26 protein-coding genes are annotated in these 25,706 nt (G+C 65.8%); 13 read left to right on the top strand and 13 right to left on the bottom strand.

Annotated elements, in window-relative coordinates:
* Positions 1 to 22: 22 nt before the first annotated feature.
* From G578_RS0102295 to katG, 3 genes are all read right to left on the bottom strand, one after another.
* Entirely contained in the window at positions 23 to 586 is a 564-nt protein-coding gene (locus G578_RS0102295; protein WP_245565540.1) for a TetR/AcrR family transcriptional regulator, read from the bottom strand.
* Between the two features lie 364 nt (positions 587 to 950).
* Positions 951 to 1,271: a hypothetical protein gene (locus G578_RS0102290; RefSeq protein ID WP_028792869.1), complete on the bottom strand. Its 321-nt coding sequence runs from the start codon at positions 1,269 to 1,271 to the stop codon at positions 951 to 953.
* Between the two features lie 137 nt (positions 1,272 to 1,408).
* Positions 1,409 to 3,619 carry a catalase/peroxidase HPI gene (gene katG / locus G578_RS0102285; protein ID WP_028792868.1) on the bottom strand — a complete coding sequence of 737 codons (2,211 nt, stop codon included), beginning with the start codon at positions 3,617 to 3,619 and terminating at the stop codon, positions 1,409 to 1,411.
* Positions 3,620 to 3,864: 245 nt separating this feature from the next.
* On the opposite strand from katG, the gene G578_RS0102280 reads away from it, so the two are divergent.
* From G578_RS0102280 to G578_RS0102270, 3 genes are all read left to right on the top strand, one after another.
* Positions 3,865 to 4,791, top strand: a complete 927-nt coding sequence (locus tag G578_RS0102280; RefSeq protein ID WP_028792867.1) for a hydrogen peroxide-inducible genes activator — start codon at positions 3,865 to 3,867, stop codon at positions 4,789 to 4,791.
* A 39-nt stretch (positions 4,792 to 4,830) separates the two neighbouring features.
* On the top strand, positions 4,831 to 5,226 hold the full coding sequence (locus tag G578_RS0102275; protein WP_028792866.1) for a VOC family protein: 396 nt from the start codon (positions 4,831 to 4,833) through the stop codon (positions 5,224 to 5,226).
* Positions 5,227 to 5,456: 230 nt separating this feature from the next.
* Positions 5,457 to 5,702 carry an anti-sigma factor family protein gene (locus tag G578_RS0102270; RefSeq protein WP_028792865.1) on the top strand — a complete coding sequence of 82 codons (246 nt, stop codon included), beginning with the start codon at positions 5,457 to 5,459 and terminating at the stop codon, positions 5,700 to 5,702.
* 124 nt (positions 5,703 to 5,826) lie between these two features.
* Here G578_RS0102270 and G578_RS0102265 read toward each other — a convergent pair whose 3' ends face one another.
* The 4 genes from G578_RS0102265 to G578_RS24335 form a co-directional block, all read right to left on the bottom strand.
* Entirely contained in the window at positions 5,827 to 7,572 is a 1,746-nt protein-coding gene (locus G578_RS0102265; protein WP_169400807.1) for a phospholipase D family protein, read from the bottom strand.
* A gap of 181 nt (positions 7,573 to 7,753) precedes the next feature.
* Entirely contained in the window at positions 7,754 to 8,038 is a 285-nt protein-coding gene (locus G578_RS0102260; RefSeq protein WP_028792863.1) for a hypothetical protein, read from the bottom strand.
* A gap of 4 nt (positions 8,039 to 8,042) precedes the next feature.
* Positions 8,043 to 8,171 (bottom strand): hypothetical protein, encoded by a 129-nt coding sequence (locus G578_RS30280; RefSeq protein ID WP_281169144.1) that lies wholly within the window; start codon positions 8,169 to 8,171, stop codon positions 8,043 to 8,045.
* Between the two features lie 52 nt (positions 8,172 to 8,223).
* Positions 8,224 to 8,790: a sigma-70 family RNA polymerase sigma factor gene (locus G578_RS24335; RefSeq protein WP_038013286.1), complete on the bottom strand. Its 567-nt coding sequence runs from the start codon at positions 8,788 to 8,790 to the stop codon at positions 8,224 to 8,226.
* Between the two features lie 451 nt (positions 8,791 to 9,241).
* Here G578_RS24335 and G578_RS0102245 point away from each other — a divergent pair, with 451 nt between their 5' ends.
* Positions 9,242 to 9,484, top strand: coding sequence for a hypothetical protein (locus tag G578_RS0102245; protein WP_038013070.1), 243 nt, complete (start codon positions 9,242 to 9,244; stop codon positions 9,482 to 9,484).
* Positions 9,485 to 9,581: 97 nt separating this feature from the next.
* On the opposite strand, the gene G578_RS28920 is transcribed toward G578_RS0102245, so the two are convergent.
* Positions 9,582 to 9,755 (bottom strand): DUF1328 domain-containing protein, encoded by a 174-nt coding sequence (locus tag G578_RS28920; RefSeq protein ID WP_028792861.1) that lies wholly within the window; start codon positions 9,753 to 9,755, stop codon positions 9,582 to 9,584.
* Positions 9,756 to 10,245: 490 nt separating this feature from the next.
* Here G578_RS28920 and G578_RS24330 point away from each other — a divergent pair, with 490 nt between their 5' ends.
* Together G578_RS24330 and G578_RS0102230 are read left to right on the top strand one after the other, a co-directional pair.
* Entirely contained in the window at positions 10,246 to 11,181 is a 936-nt protein-coding gene (locus tag G578_RS24330) for an OmpA family protein (protein WP_051243639.1), read from the top strand.
* A gap of 514 nt (positions 11,182 to 11,695) precedes the next feature.
* Positions 11,696 to 12,457, top strand: a complete 762-nt coding sequence (locus G578_RS0102230; protein ID WP_028792860.1) for a Crp/Fnr family transcriptional regulator — start codon at positions 11,696 to 11,698, stop codon at positions 12,455 to 12,457.
* A 107-nt stretch (positions 12,458 to 12,564) separates the two neighbouring features.
* Here G578_RS0102230 and G578_RS0102225 read toward each other — a convergent pair whose 3' ends face one another.
* Both G578_RS0102225 and G578_RS29815 read right to left on the bottom strand, forming a co-directional pair.
* Positions 12,565 to 12,792, bottom strand: coding sequence for a hypothetical protein (locus G578_RS0102225; RefSeq protein WP_028792859.1), 228 nt, complete (start codon positions 12,790 to 12,792; stop codon positions 12,565 to 12,567).
* A gap of 161 nt (positions 12,793 to 12,953) precedes the next feature.
* A complete protein-coding gene (locus tag G578_RS29815) occupies positions 12,954 to 13,109 on the bottom strand; it encodes a hypothetical protein (RefSeq protein ID WP_169400806.1) in 156 nt (51 codons plus the stop codon).
* A 487-nt stretch (positions 13,110 to 13,596) separates the two neighbouring features.
* Here G578_RS29815 and G578_RS28085 point away from each other — a divergent pair, with 487 nt between their 5' ends.
* The 5 genes from G578_RS28085 to G578_RS0102200 all read left to right on the top strand — a co-directional run bounded on the left by G578_RS28085 (position 13,597) and on the right by G578_RS0102200 (position 18,982).
* Positions 13,597 to 15,342, top strand: a complete 1,746-nt coding sequence (locus G578_RS28085; RefSeq protein WP_169400805.1) for a L,D-transpeptidase family protein — start codon at positions 13,597 to 13,599, stop codon at positions 15,340 to 15,342.
* Positions 15,342 to 16,235 carry a D-Ala-D-Ala carboxypeptidase family metallohydrolase gene (locus G578_RS0102210; protein WP_038013068.1) on the top strand — a complete coding sequence of 298 codons (894 nt, stop codon included), beginning with the start codon at positions 15,342 to 15,344 and terminating at the stop codon, positions 16,233 to 16,235. The genes G578_RS28085 and G578_RS0102210 overlap by 1 nt, the downstream gene beginning before the upstream one ends.
* A gap of 9 nt (positions 16,236 to 16,244) precedes the next feature.
* Positions 16,245 to 16,451, top strand: coding sequence for a hypothetical protein (locus G578_RS29340; protein WP_156907174.1), 207 nt, complete (start codon positions 16,245 to 16,247; stop codon positions 16,449 to 16,451).
* A 12-nt stretch (positions 16,452 to 16,463) separates the two neighbouring features.
* The gene (locus G578_RS24320) at positions 16,464 to 17,204 is read left to right on the top strand and encodes a lysophospholipid acyltransferase family protein (RefSeq protein WP_156907173.1); all 741 of its coding nucleotides are present in this window, start codon (positions 16,464 to 16,466) and stop codon (positions 17,202 to 17,204) included.
* A gap of 146 nt (positions 17,205 to 17,350) precedes the next feature.
* A complete protein-coding gene (locus G578_RS0102200) occupies positions 17,351 to 18,982 on the top strand; it encodes an alpha-D-glucose phosphate-specific phosphoglucomutase (RefSeq protein WP_028792857.1) in 1,632 nt (543 codons plus the stop codon).
* A 158-nt stretch (positions 18,983 to 19,140) separates the two neighbouring features.
* Here G578_RS0102200 and G578_RS24315 read toward each other — a convergent pair whose 3' ends face one another.
* Positions 19,141 to 20,340 carry an ROK family protein gene (locus tag G578_RS24315; RefSeq protein WP_051243632.1) on the bottom strand — a complete coding sequence of 400 codons (1,200 nt, stop codon included), beginning with the start codon at positions 20,338 to 20,340 and terminating at the stop codon, positions 19,141 to 19,143.
* Positions 20,341 to 20,558: 218 nt separating this feature from the next.
* Between G578_RS24315 and G578_RS0102190 the strand changes: the two genes are divergently transcribed.
* Positions 20,559 to 21,302 (top strand): ATP-binding cassette domain-containing protein, encoded by a 744-nt coding sequence (locus G578_RS0102190; RefSeq protein ID WP_028792856.1) that lies wholly within the window; start codon positions 20,559 to 20,561, stop codon positions 21,300 to 21,302.
* A gap of 261 nt (positions 21,303 to 21,563) precedes the next feature.
* Positions 21,564 to 22,370 (top strand): response regulator, encoded by an 807-nt coding sequence (locus G578_RS0102185; RefSeq protein WP_028792855.1) that lies wholly within the window; start codon positions 21,564 to 21,566, stop codon positions 22,368 to 22,370.
* A gap of 44 nt (positions 22,371 to 22,414) precedes the next feature.
* Here the strand turns inward: G578_RS0102185 and G578_RS0102180 are convergent, their stop codons facing one another.
* Together G578_RS0102180 and G578_RS28080 are read right to left on the bottom strand one after the other, a co-directional pair.
* On the bottom strand, positions 22,415 to 24,982 hold the full coding sequence (locus tag G578_RS0102180) for an HWE histidine kinase domain-containing protein (RefSeq protein WP_028792854.1): 2,568 nt from the start codon (positions 24,980 to 24,982) through the stop codon (positions 22,415 to 22,417).
* Positions 24,966 to 25,517 (bottom strand): biliverdin-producing heme oxygenase, encoded by a 552-nt coding sequence (locus G578_RS28080; RefSeq protein ID WP_051243629.1) that lies wholly within the window; start codon positions 25,515 to 25,517, stop codon positions 24,966 to 24,968. The genes G578_RS0102180 and G578_RS28080 overlap by 17 nt, the downstream gene beginning before the upstream one ends.
* Between the last annotated feature and the right edge of the window lie 189 nt (positions 25,518 to 25,706).

Below are 25,706 nucleotides of genomic sequence, written 5' to 3'. Positions count from 1 at the left end.
CTCGGAAGCCGGGCCGTTCGGCTCAGGCTTCCGAGAACAGGCCCCGGCGCAGCATCTTCATATAGGCCTGGATCACATGCTCGGGCACCGGACCGGTGTGGCCGTTCCTGTCGCGGGCGTAGCGCATGGCGATATAGGCGCGCGAGGCCAGCAGCATATAGATGATCGCCTCCAGCTCGTTCTCGTCGAAACCCTGGATCTCGCCGCGCTGCACCGCCCGGCCGAGAGCGGCCTTGTAGCCCTCCACCAGGATGCGGAAATGCTCCGCGTGCGCCTCGGGTGCGAAGACCTCGGCCTCGTAGAGAATCCGATAGAAGGTCGGGTGGGTGTCGAGATAGCCGAAGAACGCCCGCAGCCGGGCCTCCTCGCGCGCCGGACCGGTGAGGTCGCGGGGCATGGAGGAGGCGATGTGGTCCAGCATCTGCCGGCCCATATACGGCAGCAGCCGGTTCAAGACATCCTGCCGGGATTCGAAATAGTTGTAGAAGGTTCCCTGGGCGACGCCGGCGAGCTGGGTAATCTTCGAGATCGAGGCATCGGCATAACCGTCGGTGCCGACCACCTGAGCCGCGGCTTCGAGAAGCAATCTGTAGGTCTCGCGTGCCTTCTCCTCGCGCGACATGCGACGCGGTTGGGTGGGGCGAAGGGAAAGAGAGTCCGCCATCGATATGTCGGCGCTTCCTAATGCACTGTTATTTCATTCGTATATTAACAGAAGAGCGCCGGAAGTTGGGCTAAATTTGTAGCCCGGCGAGGGCGATATCGTGTCTCTTTCCCCTCCTTCGTCATCCCGGACGACCCCGGGCTTCGACCCGGGGGCGGACCGGAACCTTGCCCGTGCCCTCTGGGTCCCGGCCCGAGCCCGGATCAGGTCCGGTCTCGTCCGGGACGACGGTGGAGGTGGGGAAATTGTGGGGCGGGAGGCGGTAGTTGGACCCGGCAATCGACACTCAGTTGGTCAGGTTGTTCAGCACCTTGGTGTCGTGGCCCGGCCAGATCGGCCCCGCTGCGGTCTCGAGCGTATCGATCTCCTGCGGTGTCGCGCGATCGACCCGGTAGAGCTTCTCGTCGGCGAAGGCGCTGTGGTCATGGGCGCTTTCGTTGCCCACATGGCCGCTCACGTTGCGGCTGTCCCAGGCTGTAGCGGCGACGATCGCCTCCCCCGAGGTCGGCGCCTCGACGAACAGGGTCTGCGCGATTTCCCGGTCGAGCCAGCGCGGATCCTCGGCATGGGCGACGGGGCTGAATTTCCAGACGATCCGATCGGTCATAGGGTCCTCCTGGTCGTGTGGCGTCAAAGTCTCACGTTAGGAAACGGACGGTCGCAGCACCGGTTCCAAAAGCAGAGGGGGCGGCGCCTCTGTCGAGACGCCGCCCCCCGGTTCGGATCGGTATGGATCGACCGCGATCAGGCGAGGTCGAACCGGTCGGCGTTCATCACCTTGGTCCAGGCCTTCACGAAGTCCTTGGCGAACTTCGCCTTGGCATCCTCCTGGGCATAGACCTCGGCGACGGCGCGAAGCTGCGAGTTGGAGCCGAAGACCAGGTCGGCGCGGGACGCCTTCCACTTCAGCGCGCCGCTGGTCCGGTCACGGCCCTCGAACTCCGTCTCGTCCTCGTTGGCTGCTGTCCACACGGTGCGCATGTTAAGCAGGTTGACGAAGAAGTCGTTCGTGAGCGTGCCCGGCTTGTCCGTGAGAACACCCAGGTCCGACCCGCCGTAATTGGCGTTCAGCGCCCGCATGCCGCCGACCAGGACGGTCATTTCCGGGGCGCTCAGGCCCAGGAGCTGGGCCCGGTCGACCAGAAGCTCCTCGTCGGCGACGCTGTACTTCCGCGGATGGTAGTTGCGGAAGCCATCGGCAGTCGGCTCGAGCGGCTCGAAGGCCTCGGCGTCGGTCTGCTCCTGGCTGGCGTCGGTGCGGCCCGGCGCGAAGGGGACCTTCACGTCATGGCCGGCCTTCTTGGCGGCATCTTCCACCGCGGCCGAACCGGCCAGCACGATCAGGTCGGCGAGCGAGATCTTCTTGCCGCCGGACTGGCCGTCGTTGAACGCCTTCTGGATACCCTCGAGCTTCTCCAGGGTGGCGGAGAGCTTGACCGGCTCGTTGGCCTCCCAGTCCTTCTGCGGGGCCAGACGGATGCGGGCACCGTTGGCGCCGCCCCGCTTGTCGGACCCGCGGAAGCTGGCCGCCGCGTTCCAGGCGGTGGCGATCAGGTCCGCCGCCGGGATGCCGGAGGACAGGATCTTCGCCTTCAGGTCGGCCACGTCCTTGTCGTCCACCAGCGGATGGTCGACGTCCGGGACCGGATCCTGCCAGATCAGCTCCTCGCTCGGGACCTCCGGGCCGAGATAGCGGACGCGCGGACCCATGTCGCGGTGGGTCAGCTTGAACCACGCGCGGGCGAAGGCATCGGCGAACTCGTCCGGATTGGCATGGAAGCGCCGCGAGATCTTCTCGTAGGTCGGGTCCATGCGCATCGCCATGTCGGCGGTGGACATCATGGTCGGGACCTTCTTCGAGGGATCATGGGCGTCCGGCGCCATGTCCTTCTCGGCGACGTTCTTCGGGGCCCACTGGTTGGCGCCGGCGGGGCTCTTGGTCAGCTCCCACTCGTAGCCGAACAGCATGTCGAAATAGCCCATGTCCCACTGGGTCGGGTTGGGCGTCCATGCACCTTCCAGACCGGAGGTGGTGGTGTGGGCGCCCATGCCGGACTCGAAGCTGTTCTTCCAGCCGAGACCCTGATCGACGATGTCGCCGCCCTCCGGCTCGGCACCGACCAGCGATGCATCGCCGGCACCGTGGCACTTGCCGAATGTGTGGCCGCCGGCCACCAGGGCGACGGTCTCCTCGTCGTTCATGGCCATGCGCGCGAAGGTCTCGCGGATGTCCTTGGCCGAGGCGAGGGGATCGGGGTTGCCGTCCGGGCCTTCCGGGTTGACGTAGATCAGACCCATCTGCACCGCGGCGAGCGGGTTCTCCAGCATACGGTCGCCGGAATAGCGGCTGTTCTCCTTGTCGGAGGTCGCCAGCCACTCGGTCTCGCGACCCCAGTAGATGTCCTCCTCCGGCTCCCAGATGTCCTCGCGGCCGCCGCCGAAGCCGAAGGTCTTGAAGCCCATCGACTCGAGCGCGACGTTGCCGGCCAGGATCATCAGGTCGGCCCAGGAGAGGCCGTTGCCGTATTTCTGCTTGATCGGCCACAGCAGGCGGCGCGCCTTGTCCAGGTTGCCGTTGTCGGGCCAGCTGTTCAGCGGGGCGAAGCGCTGGGTGCCCGAAGAGGCACCGCCGCGGCCGTCGCCCGTGCGGTAGGTGCCGGCGCTGTGCCAGGCCATGCGGATGAACAATCCGCCGTAGTGACCGTAGTCGGCCGGCCACCAGTCCTGGGATTCCGTCATCAGCGCCGTGAGGTCCTTCTTCAGCGCGTCGTAGTTGAGCGCGTTGAAGGCCTCCGCGTAGTTGAAGTCCTCGCCCAGCGGGTCGGACATCGGCGGATTCTGATGCAGGATCTTCAGATTGATCTGGTTCGGCCACCAGTCACGGTTGGTCACCGCAGATGCCAGCGTGTGCCCGTGCATAAATGGGCATCCGCCTGACTTGTTACTGCCGTCCATTACTACCTCCCAGCATGGCAATTCGGATTGGTCTCTCCGCGGGGCACCGCCGTTCGCGCGCGCCGGACAGAAAGCGTCAAAAGCGTTCGCGACGGCCCGGAGCCCGAAAGAGGTCGACGGTTCGTCCGTCTTCCCGATCGCATCGTAGAACCCGACGGGCCCCGCGTCATCGCTAATTTAGAATCTATCAAAACTGAACGATCCAAGGAATTTTCATTTACTGATCAGTTCGATAAGATCGGCTTATGATAAACATCACCCTGAAGCAGCTTCGCTATTTCGATGCCGTCACCCGCGCCGGCCATTTCGGCCGGGCGGCGGAGAGCTGTGCGATCTCGCAGCCGGCCATGTCGATGCAGATCAAGGAACTGGAGCAAACCCTCGGCGTCTCGCTGTTCGACCGCAGCGCCCGCAAGGTCCGGCTGACCACCTTCGGCGAGGCGTTTTCGGTGCGGGTGCGCGAACTGCTGCGCGCGACGGACGAACTCGGCGACATGGCGCGCGCGGCGCGGGACGGTCTCATGGGGCGGCTGCGTCTGGGCATCATCCCGACCATCGCACCGTATCTGCTGCCCTCGCTGATCGGCGATCTGACCGAGCGGCATGCCGGCCTCGACATCCATGTGCGCGAGAGCCTGACGCCGCGCCTGCTGCAGGAACTGTCCAACGGCCGGATCGACGCCGCCATCGTCGCCCTGCCGATCTCCGAGCCGGCCTTCACCGAGGTGGCGCTGTTCACCGAGAATTTCCTGCTGGTGCGTCAAATCGGGGCGCGGGACGAGCCGGTGCCAAGCCCGGCCAGTCTGCGCGAGATGCGGTTGCTGCTGCTGGAGGAGGGGCACTGCTTCCGCGACCAGGCCCTTTCGTTCTGCCATATCCGCTCCGCCCTGCCGCGCGAGACCCTGGACGGCAGCTCCCTGTCGACCTTGGTGCAGATGGTGGGGGCGGGGATCGGCGTGACGCTGATTCCGGAAATGGCCGCCGACGTGGAAACCCGCTCCGCCGCCGTCGCGGTCGCTCGGTTCGGCGAACCGCAGCCGTCGCGCACGGTTGGCATGATCTGGCGCAAGACGAGCCCGCTGGCTCCGCAGCTCGCCGAGGTGGCGGAGGTGGTCCGCCGGTCGGCCGCCGCCTTGCGCGAAAAGCACAGCCAAGCGACCCTGGCGGCCTGACGCGCCGGAACCGGCCAAAGCATACGAAGGACGAACGCCATGGGATTCACGATCGACCGGGTCGACCACATCGTCATCAACTGCAGCGACCTGGACGCCACGGTCGCCTGGTACCAGCGGGTACTGGGCCTGGAGCGTGAGGAGTTCGCCTATGGGGAGCACACCCATGTGGCGCTCAAATACGGCCGGCAGAAGTTCAATGTACGCCCGACCGGCACCGCGCACTGGTGGAGCGTCGACAACGATACGCCGGGCACGCTCGACATCTGCCTGATCTCCACCGACCCGATCGAGGCGGTCGTGGGCCATCTGAAGGCCTGCGGTGTGGAGATCGCCAAGGGGCCGGTCGCCCAGATCGGCGCGCTCGGCCCGATGACCTCGGTTTATTTCTACGATCCGGACCGCAATCTCATCGAGGTCGCCGTCTATCCGTAAGGTGTATGGCGGGCGCCAAAGACACCTTCGAATACAGGAAGACTCCCGCCGCGAAGGAAACTAAAACGATCTCCCACCAGCGTTTAGGGTTAAGTCTTAATTTTCTTGTTCGCCCTGGAATATATTGGGTTCTGTCGTATTTTACGGAACCAGCCTGCGATCCGTACGTTCTGTATGCGAGCAACAAAGCGAGGCGGAGTATGTCATTGTCGCGATACGGAGATCATGAGATGCCAACCCTGCTGGACGTCATCACGATCGACGATCTCTCTGCGTTCGTGGACGGGCAGGCGGATGGCGATCTGTCCGAAGCGATCGAGGAACTCGAGCTGCAGGACGACCGCTGCGCCGAGACGCTCGGCGCGTTCATGGCCCAGAACGCCCTGTTGCACCGAGCTCTGGATCCCATGAAGGACGAGCCGACCCCGAAACGGCTTCTGGACCTGATACGGTCGCATACCGACGGCGCGGCCTGAACGCCGCGTTGGCGCGGCGCGACAGGCGCTGTCCGGGTTCGCAGGCGCTAGAGTCTAAGTGCCTGGATACTGACGACGCGGTTGCGAAGACCGCCGTACATCCGCGTCATTCCGATTAACATCCTCAAACGAGATCGTCCGGCACGAACCAGGATTTCCTGGCGAAGTCCCGGCCCTGATCTTCCGGGAAGGCGGCGACATACGGCCGCCTTTCGGCGTCTGCGGGTCCGCCTTGAGCCGCCTCCCGCCACAGATCGAACAGTTCGGCATTGTTCCCGTCGATCTCTCGGCCGGCGAGGAGGGATCCCAGGTGGGCGTCCCAGATCCGCCGCTCGAATGCCCGTACGCCCTTGATATCCTCCCACACCACCCCGGCTTCGGTGTCCCACCTCAGGCTGCGGCCGTTGAGATTGGCGGAACTCACGATCGCCAGGCGGTGATCGACGATGAACACCTTGGAGTGGATATAGACAATGGGATGACCGTCGATCGAGCGCCGGTCCTCGGTCGTCGACTGCCGATACCGGTTCACCAGCGAAAAGAACGCTGCCCGCTCGCCGAACGCCTCCTTCACCGCGTCCACGCAGCGCATCTGCAGCCACTCGCCGTGGCGATGGGGCGGATCGGTCGCATCCTCGAACAGCACCTCCTGCGGCGCCGCCGGCAGCAGCAGGATCAGCCGCAGCTCCGGCTGGCGCCGGGCGGCGTCGACGAGGGCCTGGACGACGCTGCGCGAGCGCAGGAACTGGGTCTCGATATAGATCAGCCCCTCCGCCTGGCGGATGGCGTCGATATGCGCCTGTTCGATCTCCATGAAGGCGGGACGGGGGCCGAACTCCGTCAGCGTGCGCCGCTGGCGCGATACCGTCTTGATGAATCGGAGTGCGCCGACCTCCGCGCCGGCGGGCCGGGGCTCGGAATGGGTCGGATCCATCCGCTCGACCAGGGCCGGCATGTTCCGCACGAACCGGCGCAGGCGCCGGACCCTCTGGTTGAACGGTTTCACCTCGCGGTTCCAGCAGTCGATGAAATGGGCGCGGGCGTCGGCGCAGATCGGTCCCGTGACGGCCAGACTGACGTCGTGCCAGGTCTCGTCCGACGGCCGGTCGTGGGCCGCGGTGTCGTAGCGCCGTTCGTTGATGTCGAGGCCGCCGATGACGACGAAAGAGCCGTCGATGACCGCCAGCTTCTGGTGGTAGGTCGCCGGGCGCAGGCGCGGCGGCGGGCCGAGCCGGGGCAGCAGGGTACTGGCGTCGCGCGTGCCGAGCAGGGGGGCGAGGCCGGGCGCGTCGGCCAGCAGGGCTCCGGTCTGCATGCCCTGGGCACGGGCCATGCCGCGGACCCTGAACCAGACCAGGGGCCAGAAGACCCAGCGCAGCATTTTTCCGACCTTGGCCTCGTGCAGGGCGGCGACGATCTGCAGCGTCCGCGTCGCATCCGGGCGGGCGTCGACGGCGGCGCGGGCATTGTGAAAGCCGCGCACCGAGGCCCAGGTGAGCTTGTGCAGGTCCGTGGCGACGGTGGGTTCGAAATCGGTCAGCAGGATGCGGACATCGACGCCGCGCGCCGAGACCGCGGCGATCAGGTCGCCCCAGGTCTCCAGGCCCGCCTCGGTGACCCGCGGGGACCGTAGCCTTGTGGCGGGATCCAGAATCCGGAAGCCGAGCAGCACCTCGTCGCGCGCCTCGAAGATCCGTTCTTCGAGGACCGGATAGGCTTCGCTGGCCTCGATGAGCGGGGTGATCGTTTCTTCGGGCGCGGAGTCGGCGGCGCCGTCAGGCTCCTGGTCGTGGATCACCCCAAACTCCTGTGTTGCATCCATCGCGGTCGAGGTGGTGGCGTGGTTGAGCTGCGGAGTGCGGGGCTGCATCGAGGCCGCCGGGAACGTCATCGAGGACCGTTTCTGTGAAACTTGAAAGGCGGACGGCGGCCTTACGTGCGACAGGCTCGCCTGAGCGGTGTTTCCGTCGGGGAGGTGCGGCGCGTGTGCCGCATCTTCTGAGGTTCAGCGCGCTGAAATGTCGGCGGGCCAAATTTCGGCAGGCTGAAGATCAGCGGGCCGGTTGGGGCTCGCCCGGCTGGGAACCGATCTCGTCGGCTGTCGCTGTCTTGACCACGTTCAGGTCCATTCTATTCCGGACTTCGGTCCAGACAGTCTGGATCTCGTGGGCTTCCAGGCCGTCCTCGGCGAAACCGGTGGCGGCGTGGACCGCGCCTCTCAGGGTGTCGGGCGCGTAGGACTGGGCCAGCATGGCGCCGCCGAGCAGGGCGGCCGGCATGGCGACGAGGGCTATGAGCGCAGCGCCCGTGGCAATGGCGATGGAACGGATCCGCATGGTCTCACCCTCCCGCCACGACGAGGAGAATCTGAGCCCAGAGCGTGGTGGCGGCCGCGCACCCGACGGTGAGGACCGTACGCTGCAGCGCCGGGGGCATGCCGGTGATGGTTTGCTCCATAGCCGTTTTCATGTGTCTGTCTCCTGATCTAGGTCGCTTCGCCGTTCACGCTGCGTGGGGTTGCTCAGGCAACGCCCGCGTGGTGAGCGATGACGCCGTTGCGCGACCGCATGGACGTGGCATAGGCAGGCGCGGCGGAGCGATGGGATCCGCCGACATGCAGCTCGCGCAGGCGCATGCGGGCCCGGGCCACCCGGGATTTCACCGTACCCACGGCAACGTCGAGCATGTTGGCGATGTCGGGATACGGAACGTTTTCGAGACCGGCGAGGATCAGCAGCTCCTGATCGCCCTTATCGAGGTGCGAGAACGCGGTCATGAACTCCTTGAGCTCGACGGTGTCCAGCTGGGCGCCCGGAATAGACTGCTCGTACTTGCCGGAGTCCAGCTCCTCCGAACCGGCGACCGGGCGCGGCCGGCGGCACTCGGAGATGAAGTGGTTGCGCATGATGGTGAACATCCACGCCTTGAGGTTGGACCCTTCCTCGAAGCTGTCGATGCGCTTGAGCGCGCGCTCGACGGTGTCCTGGACCAGATCATCGGCGCGGGCGGCGTCCCGGGTCAGCGACCGGGCGAAGCGGCGCAGGGTAGGAAGCAGCTGTTCGATTTCTTTGGCCACGTTCGGACTCATCTTGGTCACCTGAACTCGTTGCGATGACCAACTATAAAGTACTTCTAAGCGATCCGTTCAATAAAAAGCGCTACCCACTCTAAAGCATGTCACTCCATTTGGGCGGTTTGTATAATGGAGGCAAATTCAGCAACATGAGGAACGGACAGAAGAGGTGTCTCGTTGTCATATTGATTATTGAACTCACTATGAGCCTAAGGGGCGATTTGGGCGAATTGGGGTGAATGAACATTTGTAGCCGATGTGGCAATACGCACAGCTGGCGGCAGTTGAGTAAGAGGCGTACTATGAGTATATGATAGCCAGGCCAGTGCCCCGTAAGGCGCTATCTGCCGGAACCAAATGGTGTTAGTGCTCAAATTCGGATGAATACGATCCGCGGGCGCTAACGTGGTGCCGGAGATACGACGACGTGGGTGGGGTGGCAAAGCCTGGCACCTTGGAGAACCCGATGGGTGAAGAACAGAAGTCTGGTCGTCGTACCGAGCGATTGCAGCTCATGCTGGACGACGAGGAACTGACGCGGATTGACGATTGGCGCTTCGACAATCGTATCCCCACCCGTGCGGCTGCGATCCGGGAGCTTATCCGACGCGGGATGCTCTACGAAGATGTGGTCGACTCCGATGTCGACATGCCGGATCAGCGGGATATGAAGTCAACTGAGTATAGGGCTATTCCGATCGAGGAATGACACCCGTCTAGTATGTATTTTACTTTAATAAATCTAGATGCCCAGCTTCGTGAGCTGGGCATCTTGGTTTCGGCGTTGTGGTTCGCGCCGGGCTGCGTCACATGGGCCGTCGGCCACGGATCGCTCCGGCAACGGCGCTGATGACGAGCAGCACCAGGAAGACCACGAAGAGAATCTGAGCGATGTCGGCGGAAGCCGCCGCGACGCCGCCAAAACCAAACACGCCGGCGATAATCGCCAGCACCAGGAACATCAGACTCCAACCAAGCATTTGTGTCTCCATCTTTCAGTCAGCGCTGGCGACCGAACGGATCCAACGCATTGTGTTGTTGTGTGACGGTTAAACGCGAGGTCAAAAGAACGGTTCCTGAAAAGCGCCGATAAAAATAAGACAGCAAGTCGGCGGCAACTACCGAGCGCCTGTGATGTTCGGGCAGGGACCTGGGCGGTACGCCGTATATTCATCGGGACGGAGCCGAGGACCCGATCGGCGCGCGGCGTTGTTCGCGTTCGTCTCGGCCTTGTGGCGGCGGCGCTTCGGTCCCACCGGTCCGGCCGGAGGCAAACCCAGAGGCAAACATTGATAAATGTTAAAGAAAAATCTGGAACCCCGCTCGGGGGTGCGTCGTTGTCGGGACATGGGGGCGGTTGGAACCCATACCGATCGTGCCATGCGGGACCCGATTTGGAACATCGGCCGGCACTGCTTGGTGCCGCTGTTACAGCGGGTCCTGTTTCCCATACAGAAACAGGAGACACGCATGACTATCAAAACCCTTCTCCGTCGTTCGACCCCGATCGTGCTCGCCGGGCTGATAAGCACGCCCGTGGCCGCCGGTCTGATCTACAACGACGTCGCCGAGATCCGTGACCGCGCGCCGGCGGGCAACACGTTCAACGCCCAGCTGGTCCAGGAATACAAGAAGATCGCCCTGTTCGAGGCGGACGAGATGTATGACTGGGTCGATGCGGAAAACCACGCGACCAAGGGCAACATGGCGGCCGAAGGCAAGACGCCGCTGCCGTACATCCCGGCCGAGTGGAACATCGCGACCCAGACTGAGCTGCGCGAGTTGGAACTCGCCCGTGCCGAGCTGGTGACCATCCTCGACGACGGTGCCCGCATGAGCGCACCGCGCGAGGCGGCCGTCGCCCAGGCGAAATACGATTGCTGGGTCGAGCAGCAGGAAGAGGGCCATCAGCCCACGCATATCGCAGCCTGCCGTGACGCCTATCTGGCGGCGCTGGACGATCTGAAGGCCGCGGTGGCTCCGGAGCCGGTCAAGACCACGGCCGTGGTTCAGGACGAGATCGCCCGCGAGACGGTGTATTTCGAGTTCGACAAGTCGACCATCACCGGCCAGGCGCAGGCCAAGATCGACAGCTTTGTCGCCGAGATGAAGCAGATCCAGCCGGTGGTCACCCTGTATATCGCCGGCCACGCCGACACCACCGGGCCGAACGACTATAACGTTGACCTGTCCCGGGACCGGGCCGCGTCCGTGCGCGCCGAGCTTGAGCGCCAGGGCATGAATGTCGGCGACTACAGCGATCTGGAGGTCGAGGCCGAGGGCGAGACCGATCTCGCCGTGCCGACCGCCGACGGGGTCCGCGAGCCGCGGAACCGCCGGGTGGAGATCATCGCCCACGGGCAGGTGACCAAGGTGATCGACCAGACCGCCGCGGTCAGCCAGTAAACCCCGGCAGCATCAATTTCCGGCAAGCCAAGCGGCAGCCGAAATGAAGCGAAGCCCCCGCCGGTTGGCGGGGGCTTCGTCGTTTCGTCTCGCTGACAGCCGCGGGTGGCGACAATTCGTCTGTCGCCCGCGCGGGGTCAGGATTTTGGCCGACCCAGGGGAAGTTCTTCCGATGGCTTCACACCCTGTTTCGATGCGTCCAGGCCAAGCCTGATGAGCATACGAATGGCGCTTGACCGCGAATTGACGCGGTGTATGAATCGCCAATCTTCGATTTCGCCCAATTCGTCATCGTTCAGCATGATCTGCAAACGTTCGGTCCGTTTGCCGCGAGTTTGCGTCCCTTCCGTCATAGTAATATCTGATCCTTCCGGCGGGGGGCCAGTTCGTATCAACGCAGTCCCATTCTGATGTTCCATGCAGACTTACTACCTGTATTTCCGTGTCTGATCTTCATCATGGGTTAATGTATAGGCGTTTTCCGGAAGGGCTTTATTCCATAGGACGCGATGGCATGGTCACCGACAAGGCGGGCAAGCAATTGAATATCATGACCGAATACCTGTTCCGCAAATTGTCGGGCATGATCGCGGTCACCGAGGTGATGAAGTCCGCCTTCTCGGTGGTCTGCACGGACAAGGTCCGGTTCGCCAAAGGCGACTATATCGTTCAGCCGGGCCACGATTTCCGGTCCGTCTATCTCATCGTCGACGGGTGGGCGACACGCTCCAAGCTGACCAGCAACGGGGCGCGCCAGATCATCAATTTCGCCGTTCCGGGCGATATCCTCTGTTTCAACGCCGCGTTGTTCGACAAGGCGGAGGTCTATGTCCAGGCGCATACCTCCCTGGACGCCTTCTCCATCCCGATCCGGCCGTTCTCCGACCTGCTGAACAACCAGCCGCAGCTCGCCGTCGCCCTGGCCTGGACGGCGGCGCAGGAGGAGGGGGTGGTCTCCGAGCGGCTGGTGTCGCTGGGCCGGCGCAGCGCGCGCCAGCGGGCCGCGCATCTGCTCTGCGAGATTCATCGCCGGTTGCAGGTGGTCGACCTGGTGCGCAGCGGCGAGCAGTTCCAGATGCCGCTGACCCAGGAGGATCTCGCCGACTCCCTGGGCATCAGCATGATCCACACCAACCGTGTGCTGCGCGACCTGGTGCGCAGCGGCCTCATTGCCATGGAGCGCAATTCGGTGCGTCTGCTCGATCTCGACCGCCTGCGGGAGATCTGCGAGTTCTCGGACGACTACCTGCATTTTCCGGATGAGAGAACGAAATAGGGGGAAGGAACCGCGGTTCCTTCCCCCTGAGCCATTCCGGCACCGCTTACGGTGTCGCGGGTCCTGGTCGCGGCGTCCCGCCGCGGACCCGGCCTGTGCCGCTTCGATCAGTCCTTCTTGGACTCGTCGATGATGTAGCCGGTGCCGGCGCCGACGGCACCGCCGATCGCAGCGCCGCAGGCAACGCAACCGCCCGTCACCGCGGCGCCGGCCGCGCCGACGCCGGCGCCGATGGCGCCACCGGACAGGGTACTCTGCTGGGTACTGTTCATGCCCGAGCAGGCGCCCAGCGTTAGGCCGACGGTCACCAGGGCAGCGGTAGCAAGCTTACGCATGGCTCAATCTCCTCGCTGTTACATTCTGAGTACGAAACGCACATCGTGCGCTGAGGTTCCCGTAATCCCCCTGGCTCAAAGAGCACCCTCACAAAAAGCGACAGCCGCCCTGCGGGGACAGGGCGGCTGATCGGGAGTCGGATCGGGGATGGGGATGCGGCTTAGTCGGCGGCGTCCTTGATGGCGCGCTGGGTATCGTTCACCGCCTCATCGGCGGCCTCGCCCACCTGCTCCATCGGGCCGTCCTGGTCGTAGCAGGCCGAGAGACCGAGGGAGAGAAAACCAGCAAGCAGACTGGCCCAAACGATGTTCTTCATGACTAACCTCCATTCGCAGTGTCTTCAGCAAGACCTCGTGTGTTCGCTGGGATAACGGGTCGGACCCGGGTCGGTTCCCGCAAATAATTTCGAAGCAGCCAAGCGACGGCCGGAAGTGCCGGCTTTCGCGCCCCGACCTCTATACCGATAGGGACTTGCCGGAGAGCGGGGCGTGTGGCGTTCCGAGCGCTGATGCATCCGGCCGCCGCCAGATAGGCGCAAAGCCGGAAAGGCTCAGAGAAAGACTCACTGTCTCCGGAACCAGCGCCCGTTCGGCTCCGTTACCCAGGCAGATTTGATTGTCGCGTGTCGGGAACGGATGGACCGCCCGGAGCGGGCGGCGACGCCAACGGAGAATCGACGAATGTTCTATTCCAGATCCCTCTTGGCCGGATTTGTCGCCGGGTCTTCGCTTCTCATAGGCCTGTCTCCGGCGGTCGCGCAGCATGCGGTTCCGGCCTCGATCGCGGTGCCCTCCGCGGAGGACGTGTCGGCTGTGCCGGCCGCCGACATGCTGGGAGATCCCGTCCGGGGCGACCTCACGGGCGATATCGAACGCCTGGTGATGCAGGATGCTCTGGCGGCCGATCTCGGCGACGACCTTGGCGCCAGCACGGTCCAGGCCGCCCGTATGGCCTATGCCCAGGACCTTTTCCAGCCGATCTGGTCGCGGGAGGGCGCCGCCTCTCTGGTCACCCTCGGCAATCGTCTGTTCGACTACGGTCTGCAGGTGGAGCAGGTCGTCGGCCACACGGTGCAGCAGGTGGTCGAGACGCGCTTCGACGCAGCTGCGGCCGCCGACCGTGCGCAGGCGGACCTGCAGCTCACCGCAGCCTGGCTTCGGATCGCCGCGGCGGTCAGCGGCGGACTGGAGGACGAGGGGGCGGCGGTCGCGTCCCTGTCGAGCCGGCCGTCGCGCTCGCTTCTGACGACCGCCCTGCGCCGGGCGGGCGATGGCGACGCCATCGGCACTCTGGAGCCGTTCGAGATCGATAACGCCCAGTACGACGGGCTGAAGCGGGCGCTGCTCGAATACCGGGACATCCGCGCCCGGGGCGGCTGGTATGCCATTCCGCGGGGCGACCTGGTGCGCGAGGGCGACCGCGACGAGCGCATCCCGGCGCTGCGGGCCCGGCTGCGGGCGGAGGGCTACGCCATCGATTGGGGCACGGAGGGTCCGCAGCGCGCGCCGATCTCCACACCGACGTCCGGGACCGAACCCCTGGTCGAAGTCTCCTTGGGCCCGCCATCGACCGTCGATGATCAGTCCGCCGGCCAGCTCACCGATCCGACCCTGCTGGACGCGCCGCTGGTCGCGGTCCTGAAGGAATTTCAGTCCCGCCACGGCCTGGAACCCGACGGCGTGCTCGGCCCGATGACCCTGGCGGCCCTGAACGAAAGTGTGGATTCCAAGATCCAGCGGATCGTGCGGGCGATGGAGCAGTGGCGTCGTCAGGGCGCGCTCGGCGACCGGTATGTCTGGGCGAACATTCCGTCCTTCACGGTGGAAGGCTGGAAGGCCGGCCGCCGGGAGATCCAGATGAAGACGATCGTCGGCCAGCCGTCCCGCGAGACGCCGATCTTCTCCGACGAGATCGAGTACACGGTGGCCAATCCGAAATGGTACGTGCCGGTCAGTATCGCGCGCCGGGACAAGCTGCCGAAGCTGGTCGAGGACAGCACCTATGCCGACCGCAAGGGTTTCGCAGTCTATGAGCGCAGCACCGGCCTGCGGGTCCGGGCGTCGGCGGTCGACTGGGGTGATCCGACCGCGGCGACCCGTTATCGGCTGGTTCAGGACCCGGGTGCCATGAATGCCCTGGGCGAGTTGAAGATCATCTTCCCCAACCGCCACTCGGTCTACCTGCACGGCACCCCCGGCGTCTCCCTGTTCAAGCGGGCCAACCGCGCCTTCAGTTCCGGCTGCATCCGCCTGGAGAAGCCGGTGGCGATGGCCAACTGGCTCGCCTCCCACGACACCTCGGCCAGCGCCGCGCAGATCCGCGAAGCGGTGGCGTCCGGCGAGAACCGGCATATCCGCTTCGGGGCCCCGATTCCGGTCCACCTCACCTACATCACCGTGACGGTCGACGAAGAGGGGGTTCCGAATTTCTGGAGGGACATTTACAAGCGCGACGACGAGATTCATTTCGTCGAGCGTCATGGCCCGCCGGACGTGCAGACCACGGCCAGCGTCGCGCTCGACAGCATGGGAACGACGCCGGCTGATTGATGCGATTTGCCTGGAGTAGTCTATGGACGGCGATGCTGTGCGGCCTGATCCTGGTCGCCGCCCCGTTGGCCTTCGCGGAGAGCCGCGGCGTACGCCTGAACGGCGACGCGCCGCCGCATCCCGTCTGGCACCGTCTGGTGATGCCGGGAAAGGCCGTCCGGCTGGACATCCCGAAGGGCCATAAGGCGACGATCGACGACGCGCCGGTCACCGGGCACTGGGTGGCGCCCGAAGCCCCGGGACATCACCGGCTGCGGGTTGTCGACGGCGCAGGCGATCTTGTCCAGACGGTCACGCTGTTCGTGCTGAAACCGGCCCGCAGCATCGATTCCCGCGGCTATCTGGAAGGCTACCGGATCGGACGCTATCCGCGGAACGCTCCGGCGGGGTTCATCCGGTTGGGACCGGACGATCTGGACCTGCCGATCTCGCCGAACTTCAAGATCGGCCAGTTCATCTGCAAGCAGCAGCCCGGATACTTCCCGAAGTTCCTGCTGGTGACCGGCGCCAACATCCATCGCCTGGAGGTCCTGCTGGCCCACTTGCGCGACAAGGAGCTTACCGACGCGCCCGCGTTCTTCGTGATGAGCGGGTTCCGCACGCCCTACTACAACGCCGCCATCGGCTCGGCGCGGTTGTCCCGGCACATGTACGGGGATGCTTCGGACATCTATGTCGATGTGGATCCGCGCGACGGGGTGATGGACGATCTGAACGGCGACGGGCGGATCACCAAGGCGGATGCAGACTTCCTCTACGACATCGCCGAACGCCTGTTCGCCAAGCGCCGGGACGTCGCGCCGGGCGGGCTCGGGTCCTATTCGGCCAACGCGGTTCACGGCCCGTTCGTGCACTCCGATGGCCGGGGCAGCAAGGCCCGCTGGGGGCGCTAGCCGATACGCGTGGCCACGCCCGGCGGCCTGGTGATCGCCTTCGCTGTCGACGCCGCCGCCGGCGGCCTGTATCAGACCGTCCAAGTCGCCATGATTCCTGCCTCATTCCTGCTGTATCTCGGCGGGCGTGACCTGAAGACCCGCGCGGTTGAGCGCAGAGGTGAGAAACGCTGGTCGCTACCGGTTCGGCGACGTTATCGTTTCTCTGCCCATTAATAGGGGAATGCCGTGTTTCGCGTGTTCTTTCCGTCGGTGCTGTTCTACGCCCAAGCCGCCGCCCATATCGGATCGGCCGCCTATCAGGCGCGGCGGGGCCGGCTGACCAATGCCCGACTGGTTCAGGGCAGCCACGCGCTGCGCAGATCGCTGGAAGCGGTGGGCGTGCGGTTCGAGATCTCCGGCCTTGAGAACATGGACACGAGCGGCGGGCCCTATGTCTTCGCCGCGAACCACATGAGCGCGCTGGAGACCCAAATCCTTCCCTCGATCCTGAGTTCGGTCGCCCCCTGCACATTCGTGGTGAAATCCAGCCTCTTACGCTATCCGGTCTTCGGTCCGGTCTTGAAGGGTTTCGATCCCATTGTGGTCGACCGGGTCGATCCCAGAGCGGATCTGCGCCAGGTGCTGAGCGAGGGCGGCAAGCGTCTGGCCGCGGGCATGTCGGTCATCGTCTTTCCCCAGGCGCATCGCACGGTGGCTTTCGACCGCAAGGGCTTCAACACGATCGGGGTGCGGCTGGCCCGTGCCGCCGGCGTGCCCATCGTGCCGATCGCCCTGCAGACATCGGCCTGGAGCGAGGGACGCTGGCTGCAGGATATCGGCTGGATCGTTCCCAAACGTCCCGTCCGCTTCGCGGTCGGCGCGCCCATCACCATCGACGCCGACAGCCGCGGCGCCCAGGAGCAGGTCGTCGAATTCATCGAGAGCAGACTGTCCGCCTGGGACGACGCGGCCCCGCAATCCCACTGATCGCGTCCCCGGCCGGCGCCGCGGACCGGCCGCCTGCCGGGGAATAAGAATGCGCCCGCGGCGGTCGGTTTCGAAGCCGGGTTGTGACATTCTGTGGCTTCGCGTGTGGCACCGACCGGCGATACCGGAAAGCGACGGAGACCCTGATGACCGTGAAGACGATCGCAACCAAGCCCTTTGACGGACAGAAGCCGGGCACATCCGGGTTGCGGGCCAAGACCACCGTCTTCATGCAGCCGAACTACCTGGAGAACTTCGTCCAGTCGGTGTTCGACACGGTCGGCCCGCTGACGGGCATGACGCTGACCCTCGGCGGCGACGGCCGCTTCTTCAACAGCCAGGCGATTCAGACCATCCTGAAGATGGCGGCGGCGAATGGCGCCGCCCGGGTGGTGGTCGGCCGCGACGGGCTGCTGTCGACCCCGGCGGCCTCGGCGGTGATCCGCCACCGCAAGACCGATGGCGGCCTGATCCTGTCGGCCAGCCACAACCCCGGCGGCGAGACCGGCGATTTCGGCATCAAGTACAACATTCCCGCCGGCGGTCCCGCGCCGGAAAGCATCACCGGCGCGATCCATGCCCGCACGGCCGAGATCACCGAGTACCGCATCCTTGACGCCGCCGATATCGACTTGACCCGGGACGGCGAGACCGACCTCGGCGGCATGGCCGTGGAGGTCATCGACCCGGTGGCGATCTATGCCGAGCTGATGCGCGCGCTGTTCGATTTCGACGCCATCCGCGCGCTGTTCGCCTCCGGCTTCCGCATGCGGTTCGACGCCATGCACGCCGTCACCGGCCCGTATGCCACGTCCATTCTGGAGAACGAACTCGGCGCGCCGTCGGGGACGGTGATCAACGGCACGCCCCTGCCGGATTTCGGCGGCGGCCATCCGGACCCGAACCCGGTCTATGCCGCCGCGCTGATGGCGGAGATGTTCTCCGCCGACGCCCCGGACTTCGGCGCCGCCTCGGACGGCGACGGCGACCGCAACATGATCGTCGGGCGCAACACCTATGTGACACCGTCCGACAGTCTCGCGGTGCTGGCCGCCAACGCCCATCTGGCGCCGGGCTACGCCGAGGGTATCGCGGGGGTCGCCCGGTCGATGCCGACCTCGCGCGCCGCCGACCGGGTCGCCGAGAAGCTGGGCGTGGAGGCCTTCGCCACGCCGACCGGCTGGAAGTTCTTCGGCACGCTGCTGGATGCCGGCCGGGTGACGATCTGCGGCGAGGAGAGTGCCGGCACCGGCTCCAGCCATGTGCGCGAGAAGGACGGGCTGTGGGCCGTGCTGCTGTGGCTGAACGTGCTGGCGGCGAAGAAGATGTCGGTCGCCGAGGTCATGGCGGAGCACTGGGCGACCTACGGCCGCGACTATTACTCGCGCCATGACTACGAGGAAGTGGACAAGGCTGCGGCCGAGGCGCTGATGGACGACCTGCGCGCGGCCCTGGCCGACCTGCCGGGACAGACGGTCGAGGGTCTGACCGTCACCGAGGCGGACGACTTCGCCTATACCGATCCGGTGGACGGATCGACCGCGTCGAAGCAGGGCATTCGAATCGTCTTCGGCGATGCAGCCCGCGCGGTTCTGCGCCTGTCCGGGACGGGTACGGTCGGCGCGACGCTGCGGGTCTATCTGGAGCGCTTCGAGCCGGATCCGGCCGGGCAGGGCGAGGACCCGCAGGCGGCGCTGTCTCAGGTGATTGCCGCGGTGGAAACGCTTGCCGGTATCAGAGACCGCCTGGGCCGCACCGAACCCGATGTGCGGACGTAAGGCGCTCCACAGCGTCCGCCTCTTATATATCCAGACTCCCCTATATCCAGACTCCCCGGCCTAGTGCCGGGGCGACGACCGGGTTCGCGCGATCTTCCGTCCTGTCACGCGGACGGGTGAGCCTCCACACAGGGCCGAAGAACGTCGGGCGAGGCGGCCTATCCCGCCTCCCGCACAGGCACGCCGGTGGCGAGTTCCGCGTCGAGGCGCTGGAGGGCGAGTTGCACCATGCCCTCCACGATCAGGTCCACGCCGCCCTCGGCGATGACGATCCGCGACAGCGGGTCGTAGGACGGGTTCAGGGAATCCCGCAATCCCGCCTCGAAGCTCGCTTTCATCAGGTGATAGCCCCGCATCCCGGACCCGGCGATGGCGATCCGGTGGGGTGCGAGGACCGAGGCCACCGTGCGCACCGCGTCGGACAGGCTGGACCCGGCCTCGTCGAACAGCCGCTGCAAGCCCCCGTCGCCCTCCTCGGCGCGGCGGACCAGGACCGTCATCTGCTCCTCGCTCGGCTGCTGGTGGTTGGCGATGGGCAGGTTGGCAATCGAGCGGGCGTCGCGATACAGGGCGTAATCTGCAAGATAGGCCTCGATGCAGCCGCGTTGCCCACAGCGGCACTGGGCGCCCGACGGCTGCCGCCGCACATGGCCGATCTCCGAGGAGAAGCCGTGGGTGCCGGGGAAGGGGCCGCCATGGCTCAACAGGCCCATGCCGACGCCGTGGCCGATCATCAGCACCGCCACGAGCCCTTCCTGCAGCCGGCCGTCGCGCGAGGTGACTGCGAGCGCGGTGGCGGCGGCATCGTTCTCGATCACCACCGGGACCCGGAAGCGGTCGGTCAGCGGGGTCACCACGTCGGTGTCGCGGATCGCCAGGATCGGGCTCCAGACCTGGCGGCCGGCGACCGGATCGACGATGCCCTGGAACGCGATGCCCAGCGTACTCGGCCCGGGACCCGGCAGGGTGGCCATGACCCTCTCGATGGCGTCGCCGCAGGCATGGGCCGCCTCGTCGCCCTTCAGGTCGCGGGTGGTGCAGGGGACCAGCTCCCGGGCCAGGATATTGCCCTGGAAATCCGCGATCACCGCGTCGATCACGTCCATGCGGATCGAGGCGGCGGCGACCCGACCAAAGTCGGGCTTGAAGGCCAGATTGACCGGCGGACGGCCCCGCGCGCTGCCGGGCGCCGGTTCTTCGGCCGCCTCGACCAGCACGCCGTTGCCGATCAGGTCGGAGGTGATGGTCGAGACCGCCGCAGCGCTCAGACCCGTACGGCGCACCAGCTCCACGCGCGGCATGGCGCCATGGCGGCGCAGCAGGCGCAGGATGCGTGTCCGACTGTTATCTTTCTCCAAGACGAATAGCCCAGCCGCTTCCTCGGATCGACCCACCGGCACCGGCCGGCGGCGCGGATCGTTTTTGCTTCTTCAGTGAAATTATTCGGCTGAAATCGGGGGTGGTCAAGCCGATGCGGTGAGTTTCTGTGGCCGGCCCGGCGTTGTTCCTCTAAAATAAGTTGATGATATGAAAAAATATCGAGGGCCCGATCAACAGGGCCGCGGCGGGAGGTTTCATGTCGGTTCTCGAGTTGCGCGGTGTCTCCAAGCGGTTCGGCGCCATCCAGGCACTGTCGGACATTTCCCTTGCGGTCGAGCCGGGGCAGATCGTCGGCCTGATGGGCGACAACGGCGCGGGCAAATCGACGCTGGTGAAGATCATCTCCGGCAATTTCCGTCCCAGCGCCGGGCAGGTGCTGGTGGGCGGGACGCCGGCGGAGTTCCACAATCCCCGCGAGGCCCGCGATGCCGGGGTGGAGGTGGTCTATCAGGACCTGGCGCTGTGCAACAACCTGACCGCGGCGGCGAACGTGTTCCTTGGACGCGAGATGATGCGCGGTTTCGGGCCGTTCCGGGTGCTCGACAACCGGGCGATGTATGCCCGGGCCGGGGTGCTGTTCGAGGAACTGAAATCCGAGACCCGACCTTACGATCTGGTGCGGCGCATGTCGGGCGGCCAGCGCCAGGCGGTGGCGATCGCCCGCACCCGGCTGTCCGATCCGAAGATCGTGCTGATGGACGAACCGACCGCGGCGATCAGTGTGCGCCAGGTGGCCGAGGTACTCGACCTCATTCGGCGCCTGCGCGACCAGGGGATCGCGGTGGTGCTGATCAGCCACCGCATGCCCGATGTCTTCGCCGTGGCGGACCGCATCGCCGTTCTGCGGCGCGGCACACTGGTGACCGACAAGCCGGCCTCTCAGTCCTCGCCCGAAGAGGTCACCGGTCTGATCACCGGCGCCATCGAGCAGGCCGCCTGAAGGGTGCCGCAGGACCGCGCCGGAGGCCGCGTAGTTTGGTTAAGGACCGTCAAGGAGCTCTAGTATAGCGGGATATTGCTGGGTAATTTGCCGCTCAACTCTTGCATACTCAACGAAACTTCGACCCGCACCCGGTAGAAATTGGAGAACCGCATTGCCGAATCGGCGTTAAATTGGTCTTCTTTGTTGGGATGTGGATTCCGCGCGGCTTTGCGCGACTCAGGTAAAGTGTCTATGCGAAAATGGCTTAATCATCAGAGTGTGCGCCCGCTTCGCCGGTTCCTGCGCGCTTTGAACGTCGATACGGTCTGGGCGGAAGAGTGGCTGCGGCTGACCTATGCCAGCGCCGAAACCGACGAGGTTCTCAGCGGGACGGCCACGGCCTCCGCGAAATTCCAGGTCTTCAAGGATTTCTTCCGCGAGTGGGCGTTCCAGAACGCCACCGAGGGCGACGGCGAGACGAAGGGCGACCCGCTGCCGTTCACCGACGACCGGCTGCGCACCTTCGTTCCGAACCTGCCGCCGGTCTGCGAGCAGATGCTGCTGTTGTGCGACTTCGTCGGCTTCACGGTCGAGGAAGGCGCCAAGCTGCTGGAACTGACCCCGGAGCAGGGGGCGGTCGAGCTGGAGGAAGGCCGGAAGCTGACCCGGAACCTGCCGCCGCTGCCGGTTCTGATACTCGAGGACCACGGCCTGATCGCCCAGGACCTCTCCGACATCATCGGCGAGACCGGGCTGTCGGTGATCGGCATCGTCGCCAACGAGGCGGACGCCATAAAGGTCTGCCGCCGGAACTGGCCGGAGATCATCGTCTCCGACCAGATGCTCGAAGGCGGCGATACCGGGCTGCAGGCCATCGAGAAGCTGCGGGCCGACGGCGAGTTCGCCACCATCTACGTCACCGCGTATCCCGACGAGGTGCTCACCGGACTGGACGACGAGCCGGCGGTGATCGTCGCCAAGCCCTTCAAGCCGGAGGCCATCCGCGCCGCCCTGGGCTACACGATCGCCGCCCGCGACCGGCTCGGCTCCGTGATCGATGCCGAGGCCGAGCGCGACATAGGCTGACACGGGTCGTCCGCCGTCGAACTCTCCGATTGCCGCATCGCGCTCTAACCCTGGCCGCTGAGGGTGGCCAGGGCCAGGGCGAGCCGTTCCTCGGCGAACGGCTTCTGCAGGACCGGTGCGTTAGGGTAGGCCTGCTTCATCGGCGACCGCTCGCCGTAGCCGGTGACGAACATGAAGGGGACGCCGCGCCGGCTGAGTTCCCGCGCCACGTCGCCCGCATTCGTGTCGCCCAGATTGACGTCGAGCACGCCGAAATCGATATCGCTGGTCTCGATAACCCGCAGGGCCTGGGGCACGGTCGAGCAGATCCAGACATGGTCGGCGCCGACATTGCGCAGCATGTCCTCCGAGGCCAGGGCGATGATCAGGTTGTCCTCCAGCAGCAGAACCGAGCCGCTGATCGTCTGCTTCGGCGGCGGCGCCTCGCGGAACTGGCCGACCGAGGGGGGCGGCGTATTGACCATCCCGGCGACGAAGCGGGCCGGGATGGTGATATCCACCTCCAACCCGTCGGCGACGAAGCGCACGGCCGTCGTTCCGCCAAGCTCGTGAGGCACCGACTGCTCGATGATCGTCGTGCCGAAGCCGATGCGCTCCGGCGGCGAGACCGGAGGCCCGCCCTGCTCCCGCCACTCGATGGTCAGGCCGCCATCCGTGTTTCCCGTCGAGGTCACCGTGATCCAGCCCGAGGGCGCGCTGAGCGAGCCGTACTTGATCGAGTTGGTGGTGAGCTCGTGCATCACCAGCGAGGTGGCGGAGACCGCGTTGGGCAGCAGCAGGGCATCCTGGCCCCGCAGCTCCAGCCGGTCGCGGCCGGAACCCGAATAGGCGGCGAGCTCGGTGGCGCACAGGCGCCACAGGGACGCCGGACGCCAGTCGACCTCGGTCACCTGATCATAGGCGCGGGCGAGCGCCTGGATTCGGCCGCCGACGGTTTCGGTCAGCCCGGTGACGGTCCCGCCGCCGGATGCCGAGCTCTGGGACCAGATGCCCCGGATCACGTTGAAGATGTTGCGGACCCGGTGGTTCAGCTCGGCGATCAGGATCTCCTGGCGCTCGTTGGCGGCCGTGCGCTCCGCCAGCGCCGTCTCCGACATCTTCAGGATCACCTCGGTCAGCGTGACACGCAGGGATTCGGCCGTTCGGATGTCGCTGTCGGTCCAGAGCGCCGACTGCCCGCGGACGACCTCCTGCCAGGCGGCGAAACTGGTGCGCGGGCTCAGCCGCTCCGCGCCGTCGCGCTTCGTCACCGCCTTGTCGGGGGCGCCCGCCCACTCGATCGTCTTGCTGATCTCCCGGCGCACGAGCACGATGAAATCGCGGGTGGAGCGCGACACCGGGATCGCCAGCAGACCGGCGACGGAGGCGGGCGCGGACACGCCCTCGGGCAGCACGCTGGCCAGATCGTGGGTGGCGTAGATCCGGCCCGACGCCATGGAGGACAGGAACGGCAGCAAGTCGGTCAGTTCCTCCTGGCTCGGCACCTCGCCGACCGCGTTGTACACCCCCTCGGTCCAGCCGATCATCCCGTCGCAGGGGATCACCTGGGAGATCATGTCGGCCAGGTCCTGGAACTGTCGGGCGATCGAGGACCCGGTGGCCAGGCGCGCCATCAACCCGTCGTGCAGGGCCTGGGCGCGTTCCCGGTCGAGGCTGCTGATCTCGTTGTCCTTCTTCTCCAGGATCAGGGCGAAGAGCTGGCCGAACATCTGGGTGGCCGATCGTGCCTGGAAGCTCAGCACCCGCGGGCTGTTGTGGTGACAGGCGATCAGTCCCCACAGCTTGCCGCGCATGACGATGGAGACGGACATGGAGGCCTGGACCCCCATATTGGCCAGATACTCCAGATGGACCGGCGATACCGCCCGCAGGCTGGACAGCGACAGGTCGAGGGGCTCGCCGGTCGAGGGGTCCTTTTCCGGCAGGATCTCGGCGGTCGGAGCCTGGATGTCGGAGACGATGCGCAGCGTGCTGCGCAGGTACATCCGCCGGGCCTGGGACGGAATGTCGGAGGCCGGATAGCGCAGACCGAGATAGCTCTCGGCGCCCGGGTTGCAGACCTCGGCGATCACCTCGCCCGAATCGTCGTTGTGGAACCGGTAGACCATCACCCGGTCGAACCCGGTCAGCGCCCGGACCGCCTTGGCCGCGGATACGCAGGCCTCCTTGACGGTCTCGGGCTTCGAGACCCGGTTGATCATCGGCTGGACATAGGCGGTGTAGTCCTGCTGGACGTCCGAATTCGGCTCGAACTCCAGGATCGTGGTCTGGCCGGTCACATGCAGCGCGATGTCGAATTCCCGGTTCAGGTTGTCGAGGATCCGGATGCGGAACAGCCGCTCCACGGTGTCCTCGTCCTGCAGCATCTGCATGCGGGTGCGGATGTTGTGGATCGCCTCACGGTTCAGCACGGAGTTCAGGTCCGAGCCGAGAAGGTCCTCGGGCTCGAGCCCGATATAGGTTCCGGTATTGGCCGAGACCTGGGTAATGGTCCAGTCGGGCGACACCGCGATCAGGAAGCCGAAGAACTGAACGCGGCCGGGCCGGTGGATCGGCTCGCGCTCGCATTCTGACGGGTCGATGGCCGGCGGCGTTTCAGACAGCGAGCTCATCGATGCTCTCCTTGGATGTCTCGACCAGGGTCAGGGCGTCGGCGAAACTGGCGAAGGCGGTCTCGGCGGCATTCACAACGGCATCCCAGGGCGCCGCGTCCGCCTCGGGAGAGTTCAGAAGGGACAGTGTCCAGGGCCAGATCGCGTGGTCCGGTGCCCGGGTCAGATACCGCGGCGCCGGCTCCGCACCGCTCAGGCGTTTGAGCAGGAAACGGGCGCCGAGCCTGGAACCTCCGAGCACATAGCATAGGCCGAGGGGATGCGCGTGCTGGAACTGTGCCGCCATTACCCCTTGTGTCGGCGTCAGTTTTCGCGTCGCCAGGTCCTGGGCGATCAGGTCGGTGAGCCGGAACGGCCAGCGCTCCGCCATGGTAGAGGCGGCAAGCCGGCGCTCGATCGGCATGACGGCCGCATGGTGCACCAGGAGGAAGCGGTCGAGGCCCGACCGGGTCCGGATATCCAGCCCGTCCAGCAGCTGTTCCGTCCGCCGGTGCAGGGGCCTGGTTTGCTGTCTGAGGTGGTCTCTCAGTCTCATGGGGCAGACCTCCTGATGGGGCAGACATCGATCGGAGTGCGGGGCGGGGGCGGCGAAGGCCGGTAACTGCGGTTGCCGGATCGCCGTCGATGCCGACTCGCTGTCCGTTCGCAACCACTTACCCGGGCGGCGGCCACCCGCCCGAATACGCGGATTTCACCCTAGTCGCGGATCGGGTTCGGTGGAAGG

The organism is Thalassobaculum salexigens DSM 19539, from assembly GCF_000423805.1.
In the GTDB taxonomy this organism is placed as follows: Bacteria; Pseudomonadota; Alphaproteobacteria; order Thalassobaculales; family Thalassobaculaceae; genus Thalassobaculum; species Thalassobaculum litoreum.
The sequence above is the reverse complement of the archived record's forward strand: the minus strand, read 5'-3'. Positions and strand labels throughout refer to the sequence as shown.